The sequence below is a fragment of the Cohnella luojiensis genome, from assembly GCF_004564235.1.
Taxonomy (GTDB): Bacteria; Bacillota; Bacilli; order Paenibacillales; family Paenibacillaceae; genus Cohnella; species Cohnella luojiensis.
Window position 1 is genome coordinate 23,583 of the sequence record NZ_SOMN01000038.1, and the last position, 20,948, is coordinate 44,530.

Annotated in this window: 22 protein-coding genes and 1 pseudogene; 21 read left to right on the forward strand and 2 right to left on the reverse strand. The window is 46.5% G+C overall.

Annotated features, from left to right (window positions below; translation table 11 throughout):
• Nucleotides 1-25 precede the first annotated feature (25 nt).
• The 3 genes and pseudogenes from E2980_RS20215 to E2980_RS20225 form a co-directional block, all read left to right on the forward strand.
• Nucleotides 26-307: pseudogene (locus tag E2980_RS20215) on the forward strand (NIPSNAP family protein); the annotation flags it as partial.
• Nucleotides 297-572, forward strand: coding sequence for a hypothetical protein (locus E2980_RS20220; protein ID WP_135154035.1), 276 nt, complete (start codon nucleotides 297-299; stop codon nucleotides 570-572). The pseudogene E2980_RS20215 and the gene E2980_RS20220, both read left to right, overlap by 11 nt.
• Nucleotides 573-862: 290 nt before the next feature.
• Nucleotides 863-1,363 carry a GNAT family N-acetyltransferase gene (locus tag E2980_RS20225; protein WP_240703119.1) on the forward strand — a complete coding sequence of 167 codons (501 nt, stop codon included), beginning with the start codon at nucleotides 863-865 and terminating at the stop codon, nucleotides 1,361-1,363.
• 2 nt (nucleotides 1,364-1,365) lie between these two features.
• Here the strand turns inward: E2980_RS20225 and E2980_RS20230 are convergent, their stop codons facing one another.
• Nucleotides 1,366-1,617, reverse strand: a complete 252-nt coding sequence (locus E2980_RS20230; protein ID WP_135154036.1) for a hypothetical protein — start codon at nucleotides 1,615-1,617, stop codon at nucleotides 1,366-1,368.
• Between the two features lie 136 nt (nucleotides 1,618-1,753).
• Between E2980_RS20230 and E2980_RS20235 the strand changes: the two genes are divergently transcribed.
• From E2980_RS20235 to E2980_RS20270, 7 genes are all read left to right on the forward strand, one after another.
• Nucleotides 1,754-2,050 carry a hypothetical protein gene (locus E2980_RS20235; RefSeq protein WP_205700005.1) on the forward strand — a complete coding sequence of 99 codons (297 nt, stop codon included), beginning with the start codon at nucleotides 1,754-1,756 and terminating at the stop codon, nucleotides 2,048-2,050.
• Between the two features lie 68 nt (nucleotides 2,051-2,118).
• Nucleotides 2,119-2,952: a nucleotidyltransferase domain-containing protein gene (locus tag E2980_RS20240; RefSeq protein WP_135154037.1), complete on the forward strand. Its 834-nt coding sequence runs from the start codon at nucleotides 2,119-2,121 to the stop codon at nucleotides 2,950-2,952.
• 19 nt (nucleotides 2,953-2,971) lie between these two features.
• Complete coding sequence (locus tag E2980_RS20245; protein ID WP_135154038.1) at nucleotides 2,972-3,469, forward strand: GNAT family N-acetyltransferase; 498 nt, start codon at nucleotides 2,972-2,974, stop codon at nucleotides 3,467-3,469.
• 23 nt (nucleotides 3,470-3,492) lie between these two features.
• Nucleotides 3,493-4,029: a 2'-5' RNA ligase family protein gene (locus E2980_RS20250; RefSeq protein ID WP_135154039.1), complete on the forward strand. Its 537-nt coding sequence runs from the start codon at nucleotides 3,493-3,495 to the stop codon at nucleotides 4,027-4,029.
• A 161-nt stretch (nucleotides 4,030-4,190) separates the two neighbouring features.
• On the forward strand, nucleotides 4,191-5,213 hold the full coding sequence (locus E2980_RS20255) for a DUF2332 domain-containing protein (RefSeq protein WP_135154040.1): 1,023 nt from the start codon (nucleotides 4,191-4,193) through the stop codon (nucleotides 5,211-5,213).
• Between the two features lie 154 nt (nucleotides 5,214-5,367).
• Nucleotides 5,368-6,183 (forward strand): AAC(3) family N-acetyltransferase, encoded by an 816-nt coding sequence (locus E2980_RS20265; RefSeq protein ID WP_135154041.1) that lies wholly within the window; start codon nucleotides 5,368-5,370, stop codon nucleotides 6,181-6,183.
• Between the two features lie 135 nt (nucleotides 6,184-6,318).
• Nucleotides 6,319-6,723, forward strand: coding sequence for a rhodanese-like domain-containing protein (locus E2980_RS20270; protein ID WP_135154042.1), 405 nt, complete (start codon nucleotides 6,319-6,321; stop codon nucleotides 6,721-6,723).
• A 210-nt stretch (nucleotides 6,724-6,933) separates the two neighbouring features.
• Here the strand turns inward: E2980_RS20270 and E2980_RS24370 are convergent, their stop codons facing one another.
• The gene (locus tag E2980_RS24370; RefSeq protein ID WP_167747201.1) at nucleotides 6,934-7,104 is read right to left on the reverse strand and encodes a hypothetical protein; all 171 of its coding nucleotides are present in this window, start codon (nucleotides 7,102-7,104) and stop codon (nucleotides 6,934-6,936) included.
• A gap of 274 nt (nucleotides 7,105-7,378) precedes the next feature.
• Between E2980_RS24370 and E2980_RS20275 the strand changes: the two genes are divergently transcribed.
• The 11 genes from E2980_RS20275 to E2980_RS20325 all read left to right on the forward strand — a co-directional run bounded on the left by E2980_RS20275 (nucleotide 7,379) and on the right by E2980_RS20325 (nucleotide 20,919).
• The gene (locus E2980_RS20275) at nucleotides 7,379-8,470 is read left to right on the forward strand and encodes a hypothetical protein (RefSeq protein ID WP_167747202.1); all 1,092 of its coding nucleotides are present in this window, start codon (nucleotides 7,379-7,381) and stop codon (nucleotides 8,468-8,470) included.
• Between the two features lie 175 nt (nucleotides 8,471-8,645).
• Entirely contained in the window at nucleotides 8,646-9,860 is a 1,215-nt protein-coding gene (locus tag E2980_RS20280; RefSeq protein WP_135154044.1) for a threonine synthase, read from the forward strand.
• Nucleotides 9,861-10,084: 224 nt separating this feature from the next.
• The gene (locus tag E2980_RS20285; RefSeq protein WP_135154045.1) at nucleotides 10,085-11,344 is read left to right on the forward strand and encodes a DNA polymerase IV; all 1,260 of its coding nucleotides are present in this window, start codon (nucleotides 10,085-10,087) and stop codon (nucleotides 11,342-11,344) included.
• Nucleotides 11,341-11,823, forward strand: a complete 483-nt coding sequence (locus E2980_RS20290) for a YhjD family protein (protein WP_135154046.1) — start codon at nucleotides 11,341-11,343, stop codon at nucleotides 11,821-11,823. The genes E2980_RS20285 and E2980_RS20290 overlap by 4 nt, the downstream gene beginning before the upstream one ends.
• Before the next feature lie 135 nt (nucleotides 11,824-11,958).
• A complete protein-coding gene (locus E2980_RS20295; RefSeq protein WP_135154047.1) occupies nucleotides 11,959-12,921 on the forward strand; it encodes a S8 family peptidase in 963 nt (320 codons plus the stop codon).
• A 465-nt stretch (nucleotides 12,922-13,386) separates the two neighbouring features.
• Nucleotides 13,387-15,141, forward strand: coding sequence for a peptide-binding protein (locus tag E2980_RS20300; RefSeq protein ID WP_240703117.1), 1,755 nt, complete (start codon nucleotides 13,387-13,389; stop codon nucleotides 15,139-15,141).
• A 79-nt stretch (nucleotides 15,142-15,220) separates the two neighbouring features.
• Nucleotides 15,221-16,192, forward strand: coding sequence for an ABC transporter permease (locus E2980_RS20305; RefSeq protein ID WP_135154048.1), 972 nt, complete (start codon nucleotides 15,221-15,223; stop codon nucleotides 16,190-16,192).
• 62 nt (nucleotides 16,193-16,254) lie between these two features.
• The gene (locus tag E2980_RS20310; RefSeq protein WP_135154064.1) at nucleotides 16,255-17,187 is read left to right on the forward strand and encodes an ABC transporter permease; all 933 of its coding nucleotides are present in this window, start codon (nucleotides 16,255-16,257) and stop codon (nucleotides 17,185-17,187) included.
• Nucleotides 17,154-18,212: an ABC transporter ATP-binding protein gene (locus E2980_RS20315; RefSeq protein WP_135154049.1), complete on the forward strand. Its 1,059-nt coding sequence runs from the start codon at nucleotides 17,154-17,156 to the stop codon at nucleotides 18,210-18,212. The genes E2980_RS20310 and E2980_RS20315 overlap by 34 nt, the downstream gene beginning before the upstream one ends.
• Nucleotides 18,209-19,180, forward strand: a complete 972-nt coding sequence (locus E2980_RS20320) for an ABC transporter ATP-binding protein (protein WP_135154050.1) — start codon at nucleotides 18,209-18,211, stop codon at nucleotides 19,178-19,180. Before E2980_RS20315 ends, E2980_RS20320 begins: the two co-directional genes overlap by 4 nt.
• A gap of 44 nt (nucleotides 19,181-19,224) precedes the next feature.
• Nucleotides 19,225-20,919, forward strand: coding sequence for a M3 family oligoendopeptidase (locus E2980_RS20325; RefSeq protein ID WP_135154051.1), 1,695 nt, complete (start codon nucleotides 19,225-19,227; stop codon nucleotides 20,917-20,919).
• Nucleotides 20,920-20,948: the final 29 nt, after the last annotated feature.

Here is a 20,948-nt window from a genome sequence, read left to right on the forward strand (position 1 = left end):
GAGCGCTTCGGCTGGTCCCTTTTAAACTAATTTACCTAATCAAGTTAAACATGGCTCTCGATTAGTGGGAAGATGGATGGCTCCTAATACGGATACGACCACTGAAATATTCGCTATTTGGGAGTATGACAGCTATGAAAGGTATAAAGAAATAGAATCCAATGTCAGGAGTGACATTGAACATGTACAAAGAGTAAATAAATGGTATGAAAATAATAGTGGTAGAGATTTTGTGTACATGGAGTATGTAATTGAAGTTAAAAATGAGCAGTTATTTTCAACTTTAGGGGTTACGAATGGACATTGAATGGATTAATGAGAAATACAAGGAAGCTAATAGAATAATGGACTCCGATTGGGAAGTTTATCAATGGGCGGATTCACTTTATCCTGACTTTGGAGGGGGTCTAAGAGTTAACGTTGGGTACGCGACTCCAGATTATAAAGTTTACGCATATTTATTCGAGCATCTTCCGACATGGGCAAGCTTCAACAATTCAAAAATTAAGGTGCATACTTCACATGATTTAATAGATGGGAAGAAGATATTTAAAATCTGGATAACAGTCTGAATCATTTGGCAATTACAGACTAGGAGGATCCAAAAAGATGGAAACAGCCTTATCAACGATGCGCTTAGAAACAGAACGCCTTATCATTCGTCCTTACATTAAAGCGACATGACGGAATCTTTTGAACTAATGCAAAATTCGGAGTTGTTCACTTACATGCATTTAAGTGTCTTAACGTTTGAAGATTATAAAAGAGTGTTCAAGTGGTTGATGAACAGCTACAGTACACCTTTCGATATATGCCGTTATAATATTCGTTCGCGATTCGTAGCAAATCAACAGGAGACTTTATAGGATGGTGCGGTGTAGGGGTACTTGATTTTAGTGTAACTGACAAAGAATTGTACTATTTGATTGGTCGTGACTATTGGGGTAACGGCTACGCAACTGAAGCTTCTTCAGCGTTGACTGCATACGCATTTGATGTTATTGGACTCGATCGACTATACGCCAAGGCTGATCCAAGGAACAAGGCGTCGTTGAAAATTTTCGAGAAGCTAGGCTTTGAGTTTGACCGCATACTTGCGGGGCTGACAAGCGATAACGAAGAATGTAATGGTGAGCTGATGCACGTACTCACGAAAGAACGTTTTATTGAGCGAAAAATGGACTTGATCGTAACAGGTTCTAGTGGATCGGGAAAAACCTACGTTATCAATGAACTGCGAAAAATATGCCAGATTTCGATATCTTTGATCGATAGTCTCCGCGAGTTAGGTGTTACGGATGAGCAACAAATCCACGAACGATCTCATTGCCGGTACCTCCAGAATGCTGCTTTTAGTCTTTAGGGCTATTGGGGAGAGGGATTTGGAATAAGCAAATAATGACCCTGACGAAGCGCAAGATACATTTCTTTGTACTTGTTAGCTTCATCTTCCGCATCTATAAGTCTTCCGCTAAGTTCGTTCAGTTCGATACGCAACCTAACTATTTCCTCTTGTAGTTTTTGGTTATCAGTTACTTTGAGGCGATATGCAGCCATTAAGCTTAAATCTTCAATCTCGCTTTGGAAATTTAGTTTTTTCGCTGCTATTTTCGTCATGATGCATCATCCTTCTCGTTTAGTTAAAATTTGCCTATCTTAATATAATATTCGATATGCTTTTGTCATTTGAGGGGGTTGAAGCTGTTCAAACATTCATAAATATGATATTTATTTAAGTGTAAGGTGTAAAGATATGGAAAACATAACTATTATTAAGGATGGAAATATTGAGCAGTGTAGAGAGCTGTGCAACGAACTAATGGCATTTCAAAAATCAATGGCTACAATTGGGCCAGAGATCTTTGACGCAATGAACTTTGACACTAGAATGAAAAAAAGCTATGAAAGTGCGATAGATAGTCAGGTAATCGTTGTTAAGGACAACGGTTTTCCTGTCGGGTATGTTTTCTCTACTATAGAAAATATTGAAAGCAGCAAGAACACTGTCCCAGAATGGGCTCCCGTTGAAAATATTGAACATTACGAGTAAATAATGATTTGTACACTTGTCCTATAAATTTGTTGTTTCCCCACCGTAAATACGGAAGGATACGGAATATGTTGCCTATTGGCGTTGACTTAACTATGCGAGAGTTATGCAGTGCATTGCATACTCAATTGGCAGACAACTTAGAAACAGTTTATGTCTATGGTTCAACTGCACTTGGGGCGTACATTGAAGATTCTAGCGACATTGACTTTCTAGTTTTAATCAGACGCCCCCTAACCCAGTTAGAAGTACAGGCAATTTCTGATGTGCATGAAGAAGTTGAAAAGGCAATTCCTGGTACGGACATCATGGGCTCGTATATTTGCAGAGAGGATCTTGGCAAATCCTACACAGATATCCCTGTTTATGCTTCGTATTACAATAAAAAAATTCATACTAACGGTACAGGAGCAGATATAAATCCGATTACGTTGTGGGTTCTTCGAAAGCATGGAATTTGTGTCTTTGGGGATGATTTGCCCTTCGAATATGACACGTCACTGGACGAATTGTTAAAATACGTTATAAACAACATGAATACTTATTGGACTAGCTGGATAGATCGGTTAGAGAGCAAACTTGAAACGATTGCCATACAAAATCACTCTGAGGTAGAACAATTAGACGATGCAGTTGAATGGTGTACTCTTGGAATGCTGAGACAACTCTACACGATTGAGGAACGGGATATCACAAGCAAAATCGGTGCGGGCGAATATGGACTTAAAAAATTGCCAGAACGATGGCATGAGTTGATAAGAGAAGCGATCGCAATAAAACGGCGGAAACCAATGCCTCTATATTCGTCACAAGCGACTCGACTAAAAGACTTAGTGGAGCTGCTACGGTTCATTCATACTGAATGCAACCGGCAATTTGAACAGTGGCTTGAAAACAAATGAAATTAAGGAGTCGAGTAGAATGATTCGATTGTGCGAGAAGAAGGATGAGGACGGCATTTACCGGATTATTAACGATGCAGCTAAGGCGTACCAAGGCGTCATTCCGGAGGATCGGTATCATGAACCGTACATGAGAAGGGATGAACTCATTCAAGAGATTGAGGAAGGCGTCATCTTCTGGGGATTTGAAGATGATGGAGAGCTTTGTGGTGTTATGGGAATTCAGGATAAAGGCGAGGTTGCCTTGATTCGGCACGCGTATGTTCGAACAGATCAACGCCAAGGTGGTATCGGAACCAAGCTGTTGATACATATTACAAAGCTTACGGATAAGCCAATCTTGATCGGTACATGGGAAGCAGCAACTTGGGCAATCTCGTTTTATTTAAAGAATGGCTTTGGTCTTGCAAATGCGGACGAGAAGAGGAACTTGCTTCGGAAATATTGGAATGTACCGGAGCGGCAGATCGAGACGTCAGTCGTTCTGTGCTCGCCAGGGTTTCATGCCAAGAAATAGTGGAAGAGGAATGGAGGAAGAGAATGCAGTACTTCATAGGGATTGTGCCACCGTTGGATTATAAAGAGAAAATCATTTCCTTTCAAAAAAACTGGGAAAGCAATGGTTTTATTAATGTTGTAGAGCCTCATATCACTCTAAAAGCACAAGGGGGATTAACTCCAGACAAAAGATGGCTAGATGATTTAGAAACACTGTGTAGGGATTTCCCATCTTTTCGGATTACACTGACAGAACCAAAATTTTTCGGCGACTATGTTGTATATTTAAGCATGCAATCGCAAGAGTTATATCAACTACATAATAAAATAGTTAGACTAATAAATCCTTCAGATAGTCTAATTAAGAAGTATTTCGAACTTGAGGACTTTGTACCTCATCTAACTTTGGGTAAGACTTATTTTGGTATGAACTCAAATGAGCTTAATGAAATGGCAATAGAAGCGCAGAGATTACTAATGCCTTATCCAACATTTGATGTGAATCAAATAAGGGTATATCAGGAAATTGAACCCTTAGAATACATTACTTATAAGGATATTGCATTGAAACAACAATAGCATTTCTTTCATATCAAACTAACCGTGAAAATTTGATCTTTCTTCCTGTCTTGAATTTTTTACCGATAAATATTTTCTATATGTCGTACAGAAATGATGGATTAATATTTATCAAAAACTCATGTTATCATACCACTAATTGAGAAAAGGTGGTGTGTGGTTTGGAAAGGAACGTACTTTCGGAGCGTTTTAGGGTTTTTGCTGAAAGGGAATGTAAGGATTCCAGCAGTCTATATGGGCAGCTTGCAGGAAACATAGCCAATGACCCGAAGTTACTTAAACTAGCGGCTTATTCGAGACCAGGACAGCCTGTTCCTAACCTCTTATTGGGTGCGGTTCACTATCTACTATTAGGGGGGATAGAACACGAATTAGCTGAGTATTACGCAAGCATTGTAGGTGAACCACGACCTTCATCGGCAGCAATTAATTATTTCAGGGATTTTTGTAAGCAATACGAAAATGAGATTATTCGGATTCTAGAAAACAAGCTTGTACAAACAAACGAAGTGAGACGCTGTTCTTACTTGTACCCTAGCTTTTGCTACATTCATAAAATATCGCAAAAACCGTTAGCTCTCATCGAAATAGGAACAAGTGCCGGATTGCAACTCCTTTGGGATAAATACAGTTACTCGTATAAATCAAACAAAAAGTACGGAAATGAACAATCGGCTTTAGAGATTACGGCTGAAATTAGAGGCGATAATATTCCATTCCTTCTTGAGCATAGCCCACCAGTAACATCCAGGATCGGTGTAGATCTGCACATAAATGACCTAAATGATCCTGAAGATTTTCTTTGGCTGAAAGCGTTAATTTGGCCAGAACATAAAGAACGGATTTCCTATTTTGAAAAAGCCGCTTTATGTTTAGAAAAGCAACCCTTAGAGTTAGTTGAGGAAGATGGCGTGTCTTTACTTCCGAATATTGCATCGAAGATTACTAAGGATTCAACAATATGCGTTTTTCATACCCATGTGGCCAACCAGATACCTCACGAGGCTAAGATAAAATTAAGTGAGCATATTCAAAACCTCGGTGAAGAAAGGGACGTTTTCCACCTCTATAATAATATGTGGGATCTAGACCTCCATCTTGATTACTATGTAGACGGGAAAGGACACAAGGAAACGCTGGCAGTAACAGATGGCCACGGCCGGTGGTTTCAGTGGAAAGTATAGGAGGCATTGAGAGACAATTTATAAATTCGAGACTCAAAGTGAGGTACAACGTTATCCGCATTACGGGCGTTTTTTGAGACTTGAGCAAGACCGTCTAGTCGAAATCACGTGGGTTAAGATGCGATAAGAAGATCAAATGAAGGTGATGAGATTAATGAGCGAACAAAGAACAATCGAATTATCAAAGAAAATGAATGATATAGATTCCGTATATAATGATTTATTTAAACTTGGAGTCAGAGAGGGGGATATATTAATAGTACATTCTTCTCTTTCAAGCTTAGGGTGGGTTTGTGGAGGTGCTCAGGCTGTATTAATGGCTCTTAAGCAAGCTGTAGGTAAGAGCGGGACTTTAGTAATGCCCGCACATAGCGGCGGAATTTCCGATCCAGCTGAATGGCGTAATCCTCCCGTCCCGAAGGAATGGATAGAAAAGATATATGAAAGCATGCCTGGCTTTGATGTAGACCTTTCGCCAACTAGGGGCATGGGATGTATCGCTGAGTTATTTAGGACCTTACCAGAATCCATTAGGTCCAACCATCCGCAAGTATCTTTTTCTGCAAGTGGAAAATATGCAAACGTGATTACAGATAATCATCAGTTAACACCTCAATTTGGGAGGAATACTCCTTTAGGTAAATTGTATGAATTAAACGCAAAAGTTCTTTTATTAGGCGTCAACTATGATTCTTGCACAAGCTTTCATCTTGCTGAAGCGTTAAATGAAAAAATGCCAAGAAAAAAGATGGGAACTGCAATAATAGAAAATAATAAAAGAGTTTGGAAATGGTTTGAAGATTATGCTTATGATTCCGATCAGGATTTTGAGCAGATTGGAAAAGCATTCGAAGAAACTAGCAACGTTACATTGGGTGAAATTGGAAATGCAGAATGTAGATTATTTAATATGAAAACAGGTGTTGATTTTGCGGGAGAATGGTTGGAAAAGAATAGATTCCATACATAAAAGAGTGGATGTGTATGAAACAACAGGCTGCCGACATCGGTGGCCTGTTCAGCTTACGGACATCGTCATACTTACCTGTGATAAGAATATAAATAAAAGTGGCATTTATAAAAACAGGAAAGTAGTGTGTATAAAATGGCAAAGACCTTCGGTCAGTTAGTTAGTGAGGCAAAGGAAAACATCCCATTAGTCACCCCAGAAGAGGCACAAAAAATGATAGAGGATAATCCAAACACTTTAATAGTTGATGTGCGTGATGCTTGGAACATTCGAGAGACGGGAATTATCGCTGGGGCAATACCAATATCGGTCGGAATGCTGGCAGTTAGAGCAGACCAAGTACTTCCTGAAAGTTATCGCGACCAACGTTTACAAGACCGTACTAGACCGATTATTACGGCTTGTAATGTTGGAGCCATAGCCTCATTTGGTGCTAAAACCCTCAAGGACATGGGATTTACGGACGTTTACATTCTTGATGGTGGAACGAAAGCTTGGAAAGATGAAGGACTTCCTATTAAGGAATTTGACGAAAAGTAAAATTTACCTTGAAAACACGAGTAGGTTGCCACGGCAGCCTGCTCTTTTTATTGAACAAAAGGGCAGATTGTAAATCCGGTACAAATACATCCATATCATGGTATCTTATATATGGTGACTAAAAATACCAGTTATTCGACGCCAGAGATTGTTATACCTAGGCTGCCGAAAAGCTCGGCAGCCTGCAATTACTAAATCCCTCGTTCTTTACTATCGATGATCGTCTAGCGAGGTATGCGCATCGCGGTTCGCCGCCTTAGCAATTTCGCGATCCGTTTCACTTCCGCCTTGGATGGCATCCGCCGCATTTGCCTGCTGATTCAATTGTTCTTCAGCTTGTCCGATCCCATGCGCCCCTTGATGATTCCGGCTTGATGGCATAGCTATTACCTCCGCAACATTTTGGGAATTTCCCAAACTTATTTTTTGTTGGTCGAACCCGGGACTGCAGAATCGTGATTGTTTCCGGGATTTTGCGATTTTTTGCCCTTATTATTTGTCTTTTGGCGAGACATGTAAATGTGCTCCCTTCTGTACGTTCCAAACATTCGCAACCAATGGCTGCCATAAAAAGTATGTCCCGTTGTTTAATTCGTAATCCGAGAACGAACAGTTACGTGAACTGGAAAATTGTAACCAAGGGACTGATTATCTAATGAACGGATTTCGCTTAGTGGCTCTGTTTATCGTATTGGGAATAGTCTCCATTTTGTTTTCTTCTCTTGCCAACGCCAACGGCGGACCGGTCTCTTGGCCCCCACCGGGCGACGGTCCTCTGCGGTTCGATCCTGTTTCTGGAATTAGTCTCATTCGCGAACAGGTGAGCTTCCATTTTGACGAAGAACTGGCTCACCCGACAGTCAACATAGAATACGTGCTGAAGAACACGCTTGAACGGAAAACAGAAATACAGATGATGTTCATCACGCCTGCTTTCCAAGATGAATCCCTGCAAGTACATGAGGGAGAACGGAAAGTCGAGGCTTCTTTCGTGGCAGACGTACAAATCAACGGTTGGGATCCCGAAGTGAAAAAAGATTTCGTGGAGCCGGTTAGCGGGAAACCCATGACCTATAGTGACCGTTATTCCGGTTCGAATAGACAATCGGTTAACGGACATTCGTTTGAACTGTCGTTTGAACCTACTGAAACACAAAAGGTCTCCATGCAATATACAGCTTACGGAGGCGCTCATCGAATCGGGACGGTCAACGAGGTCATCACGCAACTGTACTATTTGACTCCGGCTGCCTATTGGAACGGCGACACTAAGGCGGAGTTGTCTATTCATTTGCCGGCTCGCCATTATCGAGTTCATTCCAATATCCCGCTCACTCAGCAAGACGCGAGGACCTATCAGGCTCGGCTGGACCGACTTCCGGATGTGGAATGGTACTTTTCGTTAACGGATACAACGGGTCTCGTGTTTGGAACCAACGACTCTCTCGTACATAACCGGTTTATTGCAATCATTATCTTCGCATTGATTTTGATTTCCTATATACAGGCAATCCGCTATCGCAGAGGAAGGTACATGATCTTTGGAGCTGCTGCAAGCCTTTTGGTTCTGTTCCAATTCGTACGGTCAATCGACGGTCAATATACATCGGACAACTTTCTAAAGCTGCTGCTTGCCCTGCTATTGGCAGGCATTTTTGGTGTCGGACTAATCGTAGTGCACATCCTAAAACTAGCGAAGAGAAGAACGGGAACCGAAAGTTCATTAATCAAAATAGGTTTTGAATAGTATTATCGTAACCATCTTGTAGCAGGCGTAACTCTGGAACAAGGTGAACGAAACCTGGATTATTTTTACGACTCCGCTACCGACAAATTCTTACTCAACGGCAGTATCGGCAGATCGAATCATGTTGCTTGATATGAGGATGGCCGCCTATCTTGAATAAAGGAAGGTTACATTAATGGAATTCAGTTATATTAGTCATCTTCATTGCCCCAAATGTCAAAAGGAATACGGATTCGTTGAAATCCAGCAGCTGTGCGCGTGCGGATCTCCACTATTAGTCGATTACGATTTGCCGAAGCTTAAAAAGAATTGGACGCTCGCGAGTCTTGTAGGACGATCCAACGATTTATGGAGATACCATGAGCTTCTTCCCGTTATCGATCCGAAGAACATCGTAACGTTAGGCGAAGGAATGACTCCGCTCTTGCGAATGGATCGAATGGGGTTGTCAATGGGAATCGACCATCTTTGGATGAAAGACGAAGGCATCATACCGACAGGAAGTTTTAAGGCGCGCGGAGCGGCTGTCGGAGTATCCAAGGCCAAGGAATTGGCGGTTCGGGAGCTGGCCATGCCTACCAACGGCAACGCCGGCGCGGCTTGGTCGTTATATGCCGCTAGAGCTGGCATCAAAGCCTCTATCGTGATGCCTGTAGGAGCTCCCGTCATTACCCGCAATGAATGCGCGATTTCCGGTGCTAATCTTAACCTGGTTAATGGATTGATCAGCGACGCGGGAAAAATAGTAGCTCAAGCCGTCAAGGAGCACGACTTGTTCGATGCTTCGACTTTGAAGGAGCCTTATCGGATCGAGGGGAAGAAAACGATGGGGCTGGAGATTATAGAACAGCTCAATTGGACAGTACCTGACGTGATCTTGTATCCTACGGGCGGCGGCGTGGGGTTAATCGGGATATATAAAGCGCTGAAGGAGCTTATTGAACTCGGTTGGATTGAAGAGAAGCTTCCACGCCTAGTAGCGGTACAGGCGGAGGGCTGTGCCCCGATCGTTAAGGCATGGGAGGCAGGAAAGGCTGAATCCCAGTTTTGGGAGGATTCGAAGACTGCGGCCTTTGGCATTAACGTACCGAAAGCATTGGGTGATTTTCTTGTGCTCAAAGACATTTACGAATCAGGCGGCTGTGCGATTGCCATCGATGATGCCTCGCTGCTGGAGGAGCAGAAGAAAATCGCTCGTTTGGAAGGGGCATTCGTATGTCCAGAAGGCGCGGCAACATTCTCGGCGGCACGAAGATTAAGGGAAAGCGGATGGATTAAAGCGGGTGAAACCGTCATTGCCCTGAATACGGGAAGCGGAATTAAATATCCGGAAACCGTTCGGGTAGAAGTCGCCGTATTGGAACCGGGAGAACGCATGACAAGGGGATAAAAGTCTACGGCGGATCACTGGGAATAATACAAGCAGGATAATTTCCCACTTGCACGGGAACAATTGTTCGTAATATGATATAAGAACAAACGTTCCTATGGAGGGGAAGGATTTGGTTAAACTCGTGAAAAGGCATCTCCCGATTAATGCGTACGACATCGAAAAACGAGTACCTCGGCAGTTTGATATCGGTCGCATTCTTGCGACTTGGCCGGTGACTCGACATGCCTCCTGAACGTACCATTTTTTTAGTCGACGGCCAATCCTTTTACGCATCCGTTGAAAAAGCCGCACACCCGGAGTATCATGACAAACCGGTAGCGGTCGGAGATCCGGAAAGAAAGTCCGGCATCATCCTGGCAGCCTGTCCGATCGCAAAGTCGAAGGGAGTTACGACGGCGGAGAGAATAGGGGAGGCTCTTGCTAAATGTCCGGATCTAATCGTCATACGACCAAGGATGCAACGTTATATCACGATATCGCTTTTGATCACGGAAATATTCGAGTCAATCACTGACCAAGTCGAGCCCTATTCAATCGATGAGCAGTTTTTGGACGTGACGGGATCCATCGCGACTTTTGGTTCTCCTGCCGAAATCGCTCAATCCATCCAGTCTCGCATCCTTCTGTCGACGGGAGTCTGGTCTAGAGTAGGTATCGGCCCAACGAAAATTCTCGCTAAAATGGCAACGGATAACTTCGCCAAGAAACGGAGCGACGGTATTTTCAAACTCGGGTATGAGAATATGGAATCCGATCTGTGGCCGCTTCCCGTCCATCATATGTTTATGGTCGGATCTCGTATGACCAAGCATTTTATGTATATGGGACTGAACACGATCGGAGACATTGCGAGAATGCCGCTTGCCGATTTCAAAAGGAGAATGAAGCAACGAATGGGGAAACAGAGCGATATCCAGGCGGAATATTACTGGCAGACGGCGCGCGGGATCGATCCGAGCCCGGTTGTGGCGTCCATACGCGGAAACCTGAAATCGGTTAGTCACGGCAAGGCGCTGCGCAGCAGTCTTTACCGCAAACTGCCGGATATCGAAGTCGTCCTTCTTGAGCTGGTCGTTGAGGTATGCAGGAGGGCGCGCAGGCTCGGCTATCAAGGTCGGGTTGTTTCCGTAGGCGCTGCCGAAACGGACGGGGAACGCTCATCGGGGTTTGGACGACAAATGACGTTGCAACAGCCGACATCGCTTACGCATGAAGTCGCGGCGGCGGCTCGGCAGCTATTCGTGGAGCATTGGCGCGGACTGCCGTTAAGTCATCTATATATCTCGTTGACGCAGCTTTCCGATGACAAGACCTATCAACTTACGCTTTTTGAAGATCGTGCCGAAGCTTACGACATTGAACGGGCTACGGATGAAATAAAAGACCGTTACGGAAGTCATGCACTTATGCGAGCCTCGTCGCTATTATCTTCCGGAGTAGCAAGAGAGCGGTCTGAGCAAATCGGGGGACACTACAAATGACAAAACTTGACGGAAACGAACGTTGGAAATCAAAGATGCTGCTAACCGAGCATCAGGAGCAATATCAGGATCGTCATAATAAAGCGCTGACGGGACGTGCGACAACGGAGGAGCTTAAGATGATCCGCGACTTAATCATGCTCCCGCATATGCTTACGATGAGCAACAAGAGCCTGCAGGAAGCAAGAAGGGTTCCGAATTTATACAAAAGGTACTTCGAACAATTTATCCAACTCGTGATGGACAGAATTAGCAAGGAACTGTTTACGCTTCGGCGCGAACTGAAGAATCGAAACATTAAAGTATTCGATGACGAGACGGCGGACGGAATTATCTACCATCGCTATGTCTGCAGAGGATACGAAGATAAATTCGGAATTGTGCGAGAGGCATTGCGATCGGAAATCAGCGTACGCCTAGCCAAGTATGCCTCTTCGATTTTCAACCCGGAATCTAAAGAGTCTCAAGAGCAGAGATGATTTCGAGGTGAGAAAAATATATCTTTTGGCACATTCCAAAGGTAACTGTCATATCAAATTCAGAATTGTTAGAATATTAGGTACATCACTGTTCAGCTTCAATTTATATATCTAATCCTATAGGAGGGAATAAAAATGGAGCGAAAAGTACATGTGATTCCGTTTCAAGTGCTTGAACTGGCCGACAAGGTCAATGAAGTTCCAAAAGGGGTGGAAATGATTCAGGCCCCCAAAATCTGGGATCAAACAAAAGGGAAGAGCATAACGGTTGCCATATTGGACACGGGCTGCGACATTACTCACCCTGACTTGAAAGAACGGATTGTCGGCGGAAGAAATTTTACGGACGATGATGGAGGGAAAATTGACGTATTCCAGGATTACAATGGCCATGGTACCCATGTTGCCGGGACGATCGCCGCAACGAAGAACAATAATGGCGTCGTAGGTGTAGCCCCTGAAGCCAATCTGCTCATTATCAAGGTTCTTGATAAAAACGGGTCCGGTCAATACGAATGGATTATTAATGGGATTAACTATGCAATAGAACAAAAAGCGGACATCATCTCTATGTCGCTTGGCGGTCCGGAAGATCGTCAAGAACTGCATGAAGCCATTCAAAAAGCCGTTTCCCACAACATTCTCGTGATTTGCGCGGCAGGCAATCAAGGTGACGGCGTTGATTCAACCGATGAGTTCGATTATCCAGGTTGTTATAATGAAGTGATAAGCGTAGGCGCAATCGACTTGGAGAGACGCTCTTCCGATTTTACGAATTCAAACAATGAAGTAGACTTAGTGGGCCCAGGCGAGAAAATTATATCAACCTACTTAAATGGAAAATATGCAACTTTAAGCGGAACTTCCATGGCTACTCCGCATGTTGCCGGTGCAATGGCTCTGATAAAAGCTCTTGTCAATACAAGCTTCGAACGAAATCTCACGGAGCGAGAGCTTTATGCTCAATTAATAAAGAGAACGGTACCTTTGGGGAACTCTCCAAAACTTGAAGGCAATGGACTCGTCTATTTAACGGTAATGGATGAATTATCTGAAATATTTAATCAACGATTTGTCGCAAAATTGTTGAGCTTATGAGACGTCTTTAGAAAAAATTTATTAAAAAAATCAATTGTATGATTATACCTTCTTCATGATATTGAGGCTCAAACTATGCGGGAAAATTCGACATCAACTATCGTATTCTCTTATGAAGCGTTTTCATTCTTGTTTGCATGAGAAATCATTTTTTTCTAAATAGTTACGACGAAAAAAGAGGCGAGAGCCTCTCTTTTTGTTGTGGTTTTTGATAGGAGGGCAAGGTAACGATAAACATATTCCAGTTAATGTAATTTGTCGTATTTACTCGAACTAGAATAGCGGCCACAATCCACGAGGTTATGAATATTAATAAAAGTTAATAAATATAAATTAGGCCTACGGGATTACGAGAAAGACGAAGAAAAAAGATTTTGCGATTATTCTGAAAATTAGTTATGCTTCAAAAAAGCGCCTTGCGCTTATACCATTATTTGCTACACAAAATGCGAGGAGGATGAATGAGTGAGAAAGAACAAGTGGGTCTCGAGTTTTACCGTTTTTGCGCTTGCAGCCGTATTGATTGCGGGGTGTTCGAATAACAAGCCGTCGGATTCGGCTTCACCTTCGGAGTCACCCAGCGCTTCACCTACCGCGTCAGCCAGCGAGTCTCCATCCGCACCCCCTTCCAGCAGCCCTTCTGAAGGGCCAAAAGACGGCGGAACCATGACCATCAGCACTTTCTCCGACATCGTATCCGTCAACCCGATCTTCATTAACGACACGGCATCCGGGGACATCGATGCCCTCGTATTCGCCAAGCTGTACGACCTGGACAGAAATGCAAACCTTGTAGCCGAGCCTTGGTCCATCGCGGCAGAACTTCCGAACATCAGCGATGACAACAAAACATACACGATTAAATTGAAAAACACGGCCAAATGGAGCGATGGGCAGCCGATTACGGCGGATGACGTGATATTCACCTTCGACACGGTCCGCAATCCGGACGTCGGCGCACCCGGCATCAGCCAATACGACAAGATCGAAGCTATCAACAAGATCGACGATCAAACGATCGAGATCAAGCTGAAGCAGGTCTATGCACCGTTTCAATTCTCTCTCTTCGCATCCATCACTCCGGCTCATATCCTGAAGGATGTACCTGCGAAGGACCTTAAAACGCATCCGTTCGGCGTCGATCCGGCCAAAACGGTAACCAGCGGTCCTTGGATGTTCTCTGAATGGAAACAAGGACAACATATCACTCTGAACAAAAACCCTAACTACTGGGGAGAAAAGAAACCGCACATCGATACGATCATCTATAAGATCTACGCGGACCAAAATACCGAAGTTCAAGCGCTGATGAAAGGCGACGTCGACATGACGCAAGCCGTTCCGCTGACGCAAATCGAACCTCTGAAGGCAAAAGAAGGAATCGAAGTCATTCTGGAACCGGGTCCTACTTACGAGTACATTCAGTTCAACTTCAAGGACGAGAATTTCCCGGATAAATACTCTCCGTTCAAAGGCCAGAAAACCCGTCAAGCCATTGCGCACGCCGTCAACCGCCAAGGCATGGTGGACAATGTGCTCAAGGGTTCCGGCGGCCTGATGAACACCCCATTCCTGCCGGGCAGTTGGGCAGATCCTGGCGATAAAGCAACCAACTACACCTATGACGCCGAGAAAGCGAAAGCGTTGTTGGCGGAAGACGGGTGGAAGCCGGGCAAAGACGGAATTCTGGAGAAGGACGGACACCGTTTCTCCTTCGAGCTTCAGTACAATTCCGGCAATAGCCGTCGCGAGCAAGTTGCAGCAATCATCCAGCAAAACCTGAAAGACGTAGGTATCGAAGTGAATCCGAAAGGCATCGACTTCGCGACCTGGATCGACCAGAACATCACCCCGGGCAAATTCCCGGCCATATTGCTGGCATGGTCCCTCAGCAACCCGGATCCGGATGCCGAAAGCATTTTCTCCTCCAAATACTTCCCGCCGGCCGGTCAAAACGGCGGCTGGTACGTAAACAAGGAAATCGACGAGCTGTGGGTCAAAGGACAGCTTACCGTCGATCAAGCGGCGCGCACCGAGATCTATCATGAAATCGGCGCGAAGATTTCCGTCGACCTGCCTTACGTATTCTTGTATCAGTACGGCCTGCCCCAAGCCGTCAATACTTCCAAGATCAAATGGGCGGAAGAAGACGCGCCGGAATCGTCCCTGGCATACGGCTACCTGTTCCATGCCATCAACTGGTGGGTAGAAAGCAAGTAAGCTAACAATATCATAATCAACTGATTCAGGGGAAGGTCCTTCTGGCCCTTCCCCTGTACTAGTGATAGGGGGACGCCGGATGACCGAATATTTGATACGTCGCGTGCTGCAATCCGTACTGGTGCTTTTCCTGATTACCATTCTGACATTTGCCTTGATCCATGCGGCTCCAGGCGGTCCTACTCAGGTATTTCTGGCTCCGGGATTATCCCCGGAAGCTGCCCAGATTCAAGCGCATAATTTGGGGCTGGATCAGAAGGTTTACATACAGTATCTCAAATGGATTGGAGGTTTGTTGCAGGGGGATCTGGGCCATACCTTCAAAAACCATATTCCCGTAGGCGACATTCTCTGGCCCACCGTGAAAAACACGATGATTTTGATGGCGGCAGCCTGGTTATTATCCTTGATCATCGCCATACCCTGGGGGATATATAACAGTACCAAGGAATACGGGTTTTCCGATCAGACCTCCAACTTCATTTCCTATCTCGGGTTTGCAATGCCGACGTTCTGGTTCGGCATTATTTTGCAGCAAACGTTTGCCATGAAGCTCGATATATTGCCTTTGTCGGATATGTACGATATGGACAAGCAAGGCGACATCGGCAATTTAATGCTGCATCTGGTTCTTCCCGTCACGGTGCTATCTCTCGGCTTTTTGGCCGGTTACGTTAAATATTCCCGTGCCAGCATGCTTGAGGTGCTGAACCAGGATTACATCCGTACGGCTCGAGCCAAAGGCCTGAAGGAACGTAAAGTGGTCTTCCGCCACGCTCTCCGTAACGCGCTGATCCCCATCATTACCATCTTGGGCATCGATCTGCCTATTCTAGTAGGCGGAGCCGCTCTAACGGAAAGTGTTTTCAACTGGCCCGGAATGGGCCGTCTGTTCGTGGAAATGGCCGTCTCGCGCGAGTACTCCGTGCTCATGTCCATCACGCTGGTCGTTTCCGTCTTGGTGGTCATCGGCAACCTGGTAGCGGATATTCTTTACGCCGTGGTTGATCCTCGTGTTCAGTACGGACGGGGAGGCGGATCTGCAGCATGAGCGATAGCAAAGTTCAACCGGCCGCATCCGGCTTCAACGACAAAACGGCACAAGGCATACCGATGGGAATGCCATCTCCGGCCGTAGAACCGCCGCCGTCGGGACCTTGGAAGACATCGGCGAAGAAATTCATGCATAATCCTTTCGCGGTCACTGGCCTTGTGATCTTAATATTCTTTATATTGGCGGCGTTATTGGCTCATTGGATTGCTCCTTACGATCCGACGCGGATCGATATGATGTTCCCGAACCTGCCGGCCGGTTCGGAAGGCCACTTGCTCGGTACGGACGAACTAGGGCGGGACATTTTCTCCAGGCTGCTGTACAGCAGTCGGATTTCCCTTACGGTCGGTTTCTCCGTTGCCTTCGTATCCGTTGTCATCGGCACGCTGATCGGCGCGCTTTCCGGTTATTTCGGCGGGTGGGTGGACACGATCGCCATGCGTTTGGTGGATGTCATGTACTCTATTCCCACTTTGTTTCTTAATATTTTGATTTTAGCCATTTTCGGATCGAAGGCGTCGTATATGATTTGGATTCTCGCGCTCACCAGCTGGATGGGAGTGGCGCGGCTCGTTCGCGGAAACTACCTGCAGCTGCGGGAGATGCAATATGTGGAAGCGGCCAAGGCGATCGGGGTCTCCGACTGGCGCATCATCTTCGGACATCTGCTTCGCAATTCTTCGGCTCCGATTATCGTAACCGCAACCTTGATGGTGGGCGGCGCGATTCTGAGCGAATCGGCCCTTTCCTACCTGGGGTTGGGAATACAGACTCCGAATACGAGCTGGGGCCTGATGCTGAGCAATGCCCAGGAATTCATGCTGACCGATCCCCTGCAAGCCCTGTATCCCGGTCTATGTATCTTGATTGTCGTACTGGCCGTCAACTTCATCGGCGACGGAATTCGGGACGCAATGGATCCTAGGAAAACGACGATTCCCCGAAGGAGGCTGGACCAATGGCGGAAAAAATTCTCGAAATCCGGAATTTGACGACCGGCTTTCTGACGGACCAAGGCATGGTCAAGGCAACCGACCGGGTTTCGCTCGATTTGGAGAAAGGAAAGACCCTCTGCGTCGTCGGAGAATCCGGAAGCGGCAAAAGCGTAACCGCCTTGTCGGTCATGCGGTTGATCGATTATGCAGGCGGCATCATCACGGAGGGCGAAGTGCTTTTTAACGGGCAGGACTTGATCGGTATGCGGCAGCAGGATATGCTGAATATTCGCGGAAACCGGATAACGATGATTTTTCAGGATCCCATGTCCGCTTTGAATCCCGTCTTCACGGTCGGCGAGCAAATCGCCGAATCGCTGCGGACCCATAAGAAATTGACCTCCAAAGAAGCTTGGAGGCAAAGCGTGGAAATGCTGCGGCGGGTGAGAATGCCCGATCCCGAAATCCGGGCGCGGCAATATCCGTACGAAATGTCCGGCGGCATGTGCCAGAGGGTCGTCATTGCCATGGCGCTTGCCTGCAACCCCGAACTACTCATAGCCGACGAACCGACAACTGCGCTCGATGTGACAGTTCAGGCCCAGATCTTGGAACTTCTCCTGCAACTGAAGAAGGAATTCCGGATGTCCATGCTTCTTATTACCCACGACATGGGCGTTGCGGCCGAAGTCGCCGACCGCATCGCGGTCATGTATGCCGGAGCCGTCGTAGAGGAAGGGACGGTGGCGGAAATTTTCGAGCGCCCACGCCATCCTTATACAATAGGATTGCTGAAGTCGATTCCCGGACTGGAAGGGGAACGAGGAGGGGAATTGTATACGATCACAGGGTCGATCCCTCCCATGAGCAAGATTCCTTCGGGTTGCCGGTTTCATCCCCGCTGTACTTATGCGATGGACGTATGTCGGACCAATGAACCGCCGCTCAGCCAATCGTTGACAGGACACAAAGCCGCCTGTTGGCTGGACGATACGGGAGCGGACGATCCGAGGCCCGCCAAGCCGAACAACAGGGAAGCCAAGGTGACGATCGGAACAAGGCCGGAGGTGACGCAGCCGTGACCCATGAGTACTTGCTAGAAGCCAAACATGTCAAAAAGTACTTCCCGATCAAAACCGGGCTGTTCAACCGGGTAGTCGGCCAAGTGAAAGCCGTCGATGACGTTTCTTTCGGGATCCGTGCGGGGGAGACCTTCGGATTGGTCGGAGAATCCGGCTGCGGCAAATCCACATTGGCCCGCGTCCTGCTGAAGCTCAAGAGAGCGACGGACGGGGATATTCGTTTCGAGGGACAGAACATTCAAGAGGTCGGTTCCTCGGATTTGCGCAAACTCCGCCAGGAGATGCAGATTATCTTTCAAGACCCTTTTGGATCCCTGAATCCGCGGTTTCTGGTCAAGGATATTATTGCGGAACCGCTCCGCACGCACCGCAGGATGTCTGCGAAGGATGTGGACGCCCGAGTCGTGGAGCTGATGGAGCTTGTCGGGTTGGACGTCTCCCGCCGCAACCGTTACCCCCATGAGTTCTCCGGTGGGCAGCGCCAGCGGGTCGGCATCGCCAGAGCCATCGCGCTTAATCCGAAATTTGTCGTGGCGGATGAAGCAGTTTCGGCACTGGACGTATCCGTACAATCCCAGGTGCTAAATCTGCTGCAGAAGCTTCAGAAGGAACTTGGTTTGACGTATCTGTTCATCGCGCATGGACTGAATGTCGTTCGGCATATTTCGGACCGCATCGGCGTCATGTACATGGGTAAAATGGTAGAGATCGCACGAACCGAGGACTTATTTGCTCATCCGAGGCATCCGTACACGAAGGTGCTGCTTTCCGCGATTCCCAAGCCGACGCCGCATCGGATGACGGAACGGATCATCCTGGAAGGGGAAGTGCCTTCCCCGGCCAACCCGCCGTCAGGGTGCCGATTCCATACCCGATGCCCATTCGTCCAAGAGAAGTGCAGGATCGAAGAACCGCTTCTGGAGCCGGCAGGCGATGATCGGCAAGCGGCTTGTCATTTTCCGTTGTAACGGGGGTTCAAACTTGAACAAGAATAGAGAGGATGGTCGGATTCATGTTATTCAATGAGTATCGCTATGAACGTCCAGATGCGAAAAAGATCGAACAGAGGTTTAAGGAACTGATAGAGTCGTTCAACCAAGCGGAAAACGTCGAACAGAAAAACCAAGCGATAGTGTCTATCAATAAATTGCGCAACGAGTACAATACGCAAGAGACGCTGGTCTCCATTCGCCATTCCGTAGATACTAGAGACGAATTCTATAAGGCCGAGCAAGATTATTTCGACGAAACCAATCCTGTCATTCAAGAGTACATAACGGATTACTATCGTGCGTTAACCCAGTCGAAATTCCGTCAGGAGCTCGAGGCTGAATGGGGGGCGCAACTTTTCCGGCTTGCGGAAATGTCGCTCAAGACTTTCAGCCCGGAAATTATTGAAGATCTGCAGCAAGAAAACAAATTGTCAACGAAGTACAGCCAGCTCATCGCGTCCGCGAAAATTCCGTTCGAAGGAGAAGAACGGACGCTCGCTCAGTTGACTCCGTTTGAGTTGTCGACCGACAGGGAGATGAGGCATCGGGCATCGGATGCCAAATATCAATTCCTGGCGGGGCATGAACCCGTATTGGACCAAATTTATGACGATCTGGTCAAAGTGCGTACCAAAATCGCCAAGAAGCTGGGCTACCGTAATTTCGTAGAACTTGGATATGCACGGATGAACCGTACGGATTACAATGCCGAGATGGTTCGAAATTTTCGCGATCAAGTGGCTCAATATATGGTACCGGTGACCACCAAGCTCAAAGAGCGTCAACGCAGCCGAATCGACGTCGACCAATTACAATATTTCGACGAAGGGTTCAGCTTCAAAACCGGCAACGCTACGCCTAAAGGCGATCCCGACTGGATCGTGGAGAACGGCGCTAAGATGTACCGGGAATTGTCTCCGGAGACCGATAAATTCTTCACCTTCATGCAGGATAACGGATTAATGGATCTGGTCAGCAAGAAAGGCAAGCAGAGCGGCGGCTATTGCACTTATTTGGCGGATTACAAATCCCCGTTCATTTTCTCCAACTTCAACGGTACTTCGGGTGACATCGACGTATTGACGCACGAAGTAGGTCATGCCTTCCAAGTATTCGAGAGCCGCCACTACGACGTGCCGGAATACGGGTTCCCGACTTACGAGGCATGCGAAATCCATTCGATGAGCATGGAGTTTTTCACTTGGCCGTGGATGGAACTGTTCTTTAAAGAGGATACTGATAAATACCGTTTCAATCATCTGGCGGGCTCGCTGCAATTCATTCCGTATGGCGTTTCGGTAGATGAATTCCAGCATTTTGTCTATGACAATCCGGAAGCGACGCCGGACGAGCGCAAAGCAGCATGGCGCCAAATCGAGAAGAAATACCTGCCGCACCGCAAATACGACGAAAACGACTACCTGGAACGCGGAGGTTTCTGGCAGAAGCAGCAGCATATTTTTCGCTCGCCGTTTTATTACATCGATTATACCCTGGCGCAAATCTGCGCGTTCCAGTTCTGGAAGCGGATGAACGAAGACTACAAAGCCGCTTGGGCCGATTATTTGAAATTATGCCAGCAAGGCGGTAGCAAGTCGTTCCTGGAACTCGTCAAGGTGGCTGGTCTTATTTCGCCGTTCGAAGATGGCTGTGTCGTATCCGTCATGGGGGACATAGACAATTGGTTGAGCGGTGTCGATGACAAGAAGCTTTAAGAGTAGAGGTAACATAAATCCTTTAGGGG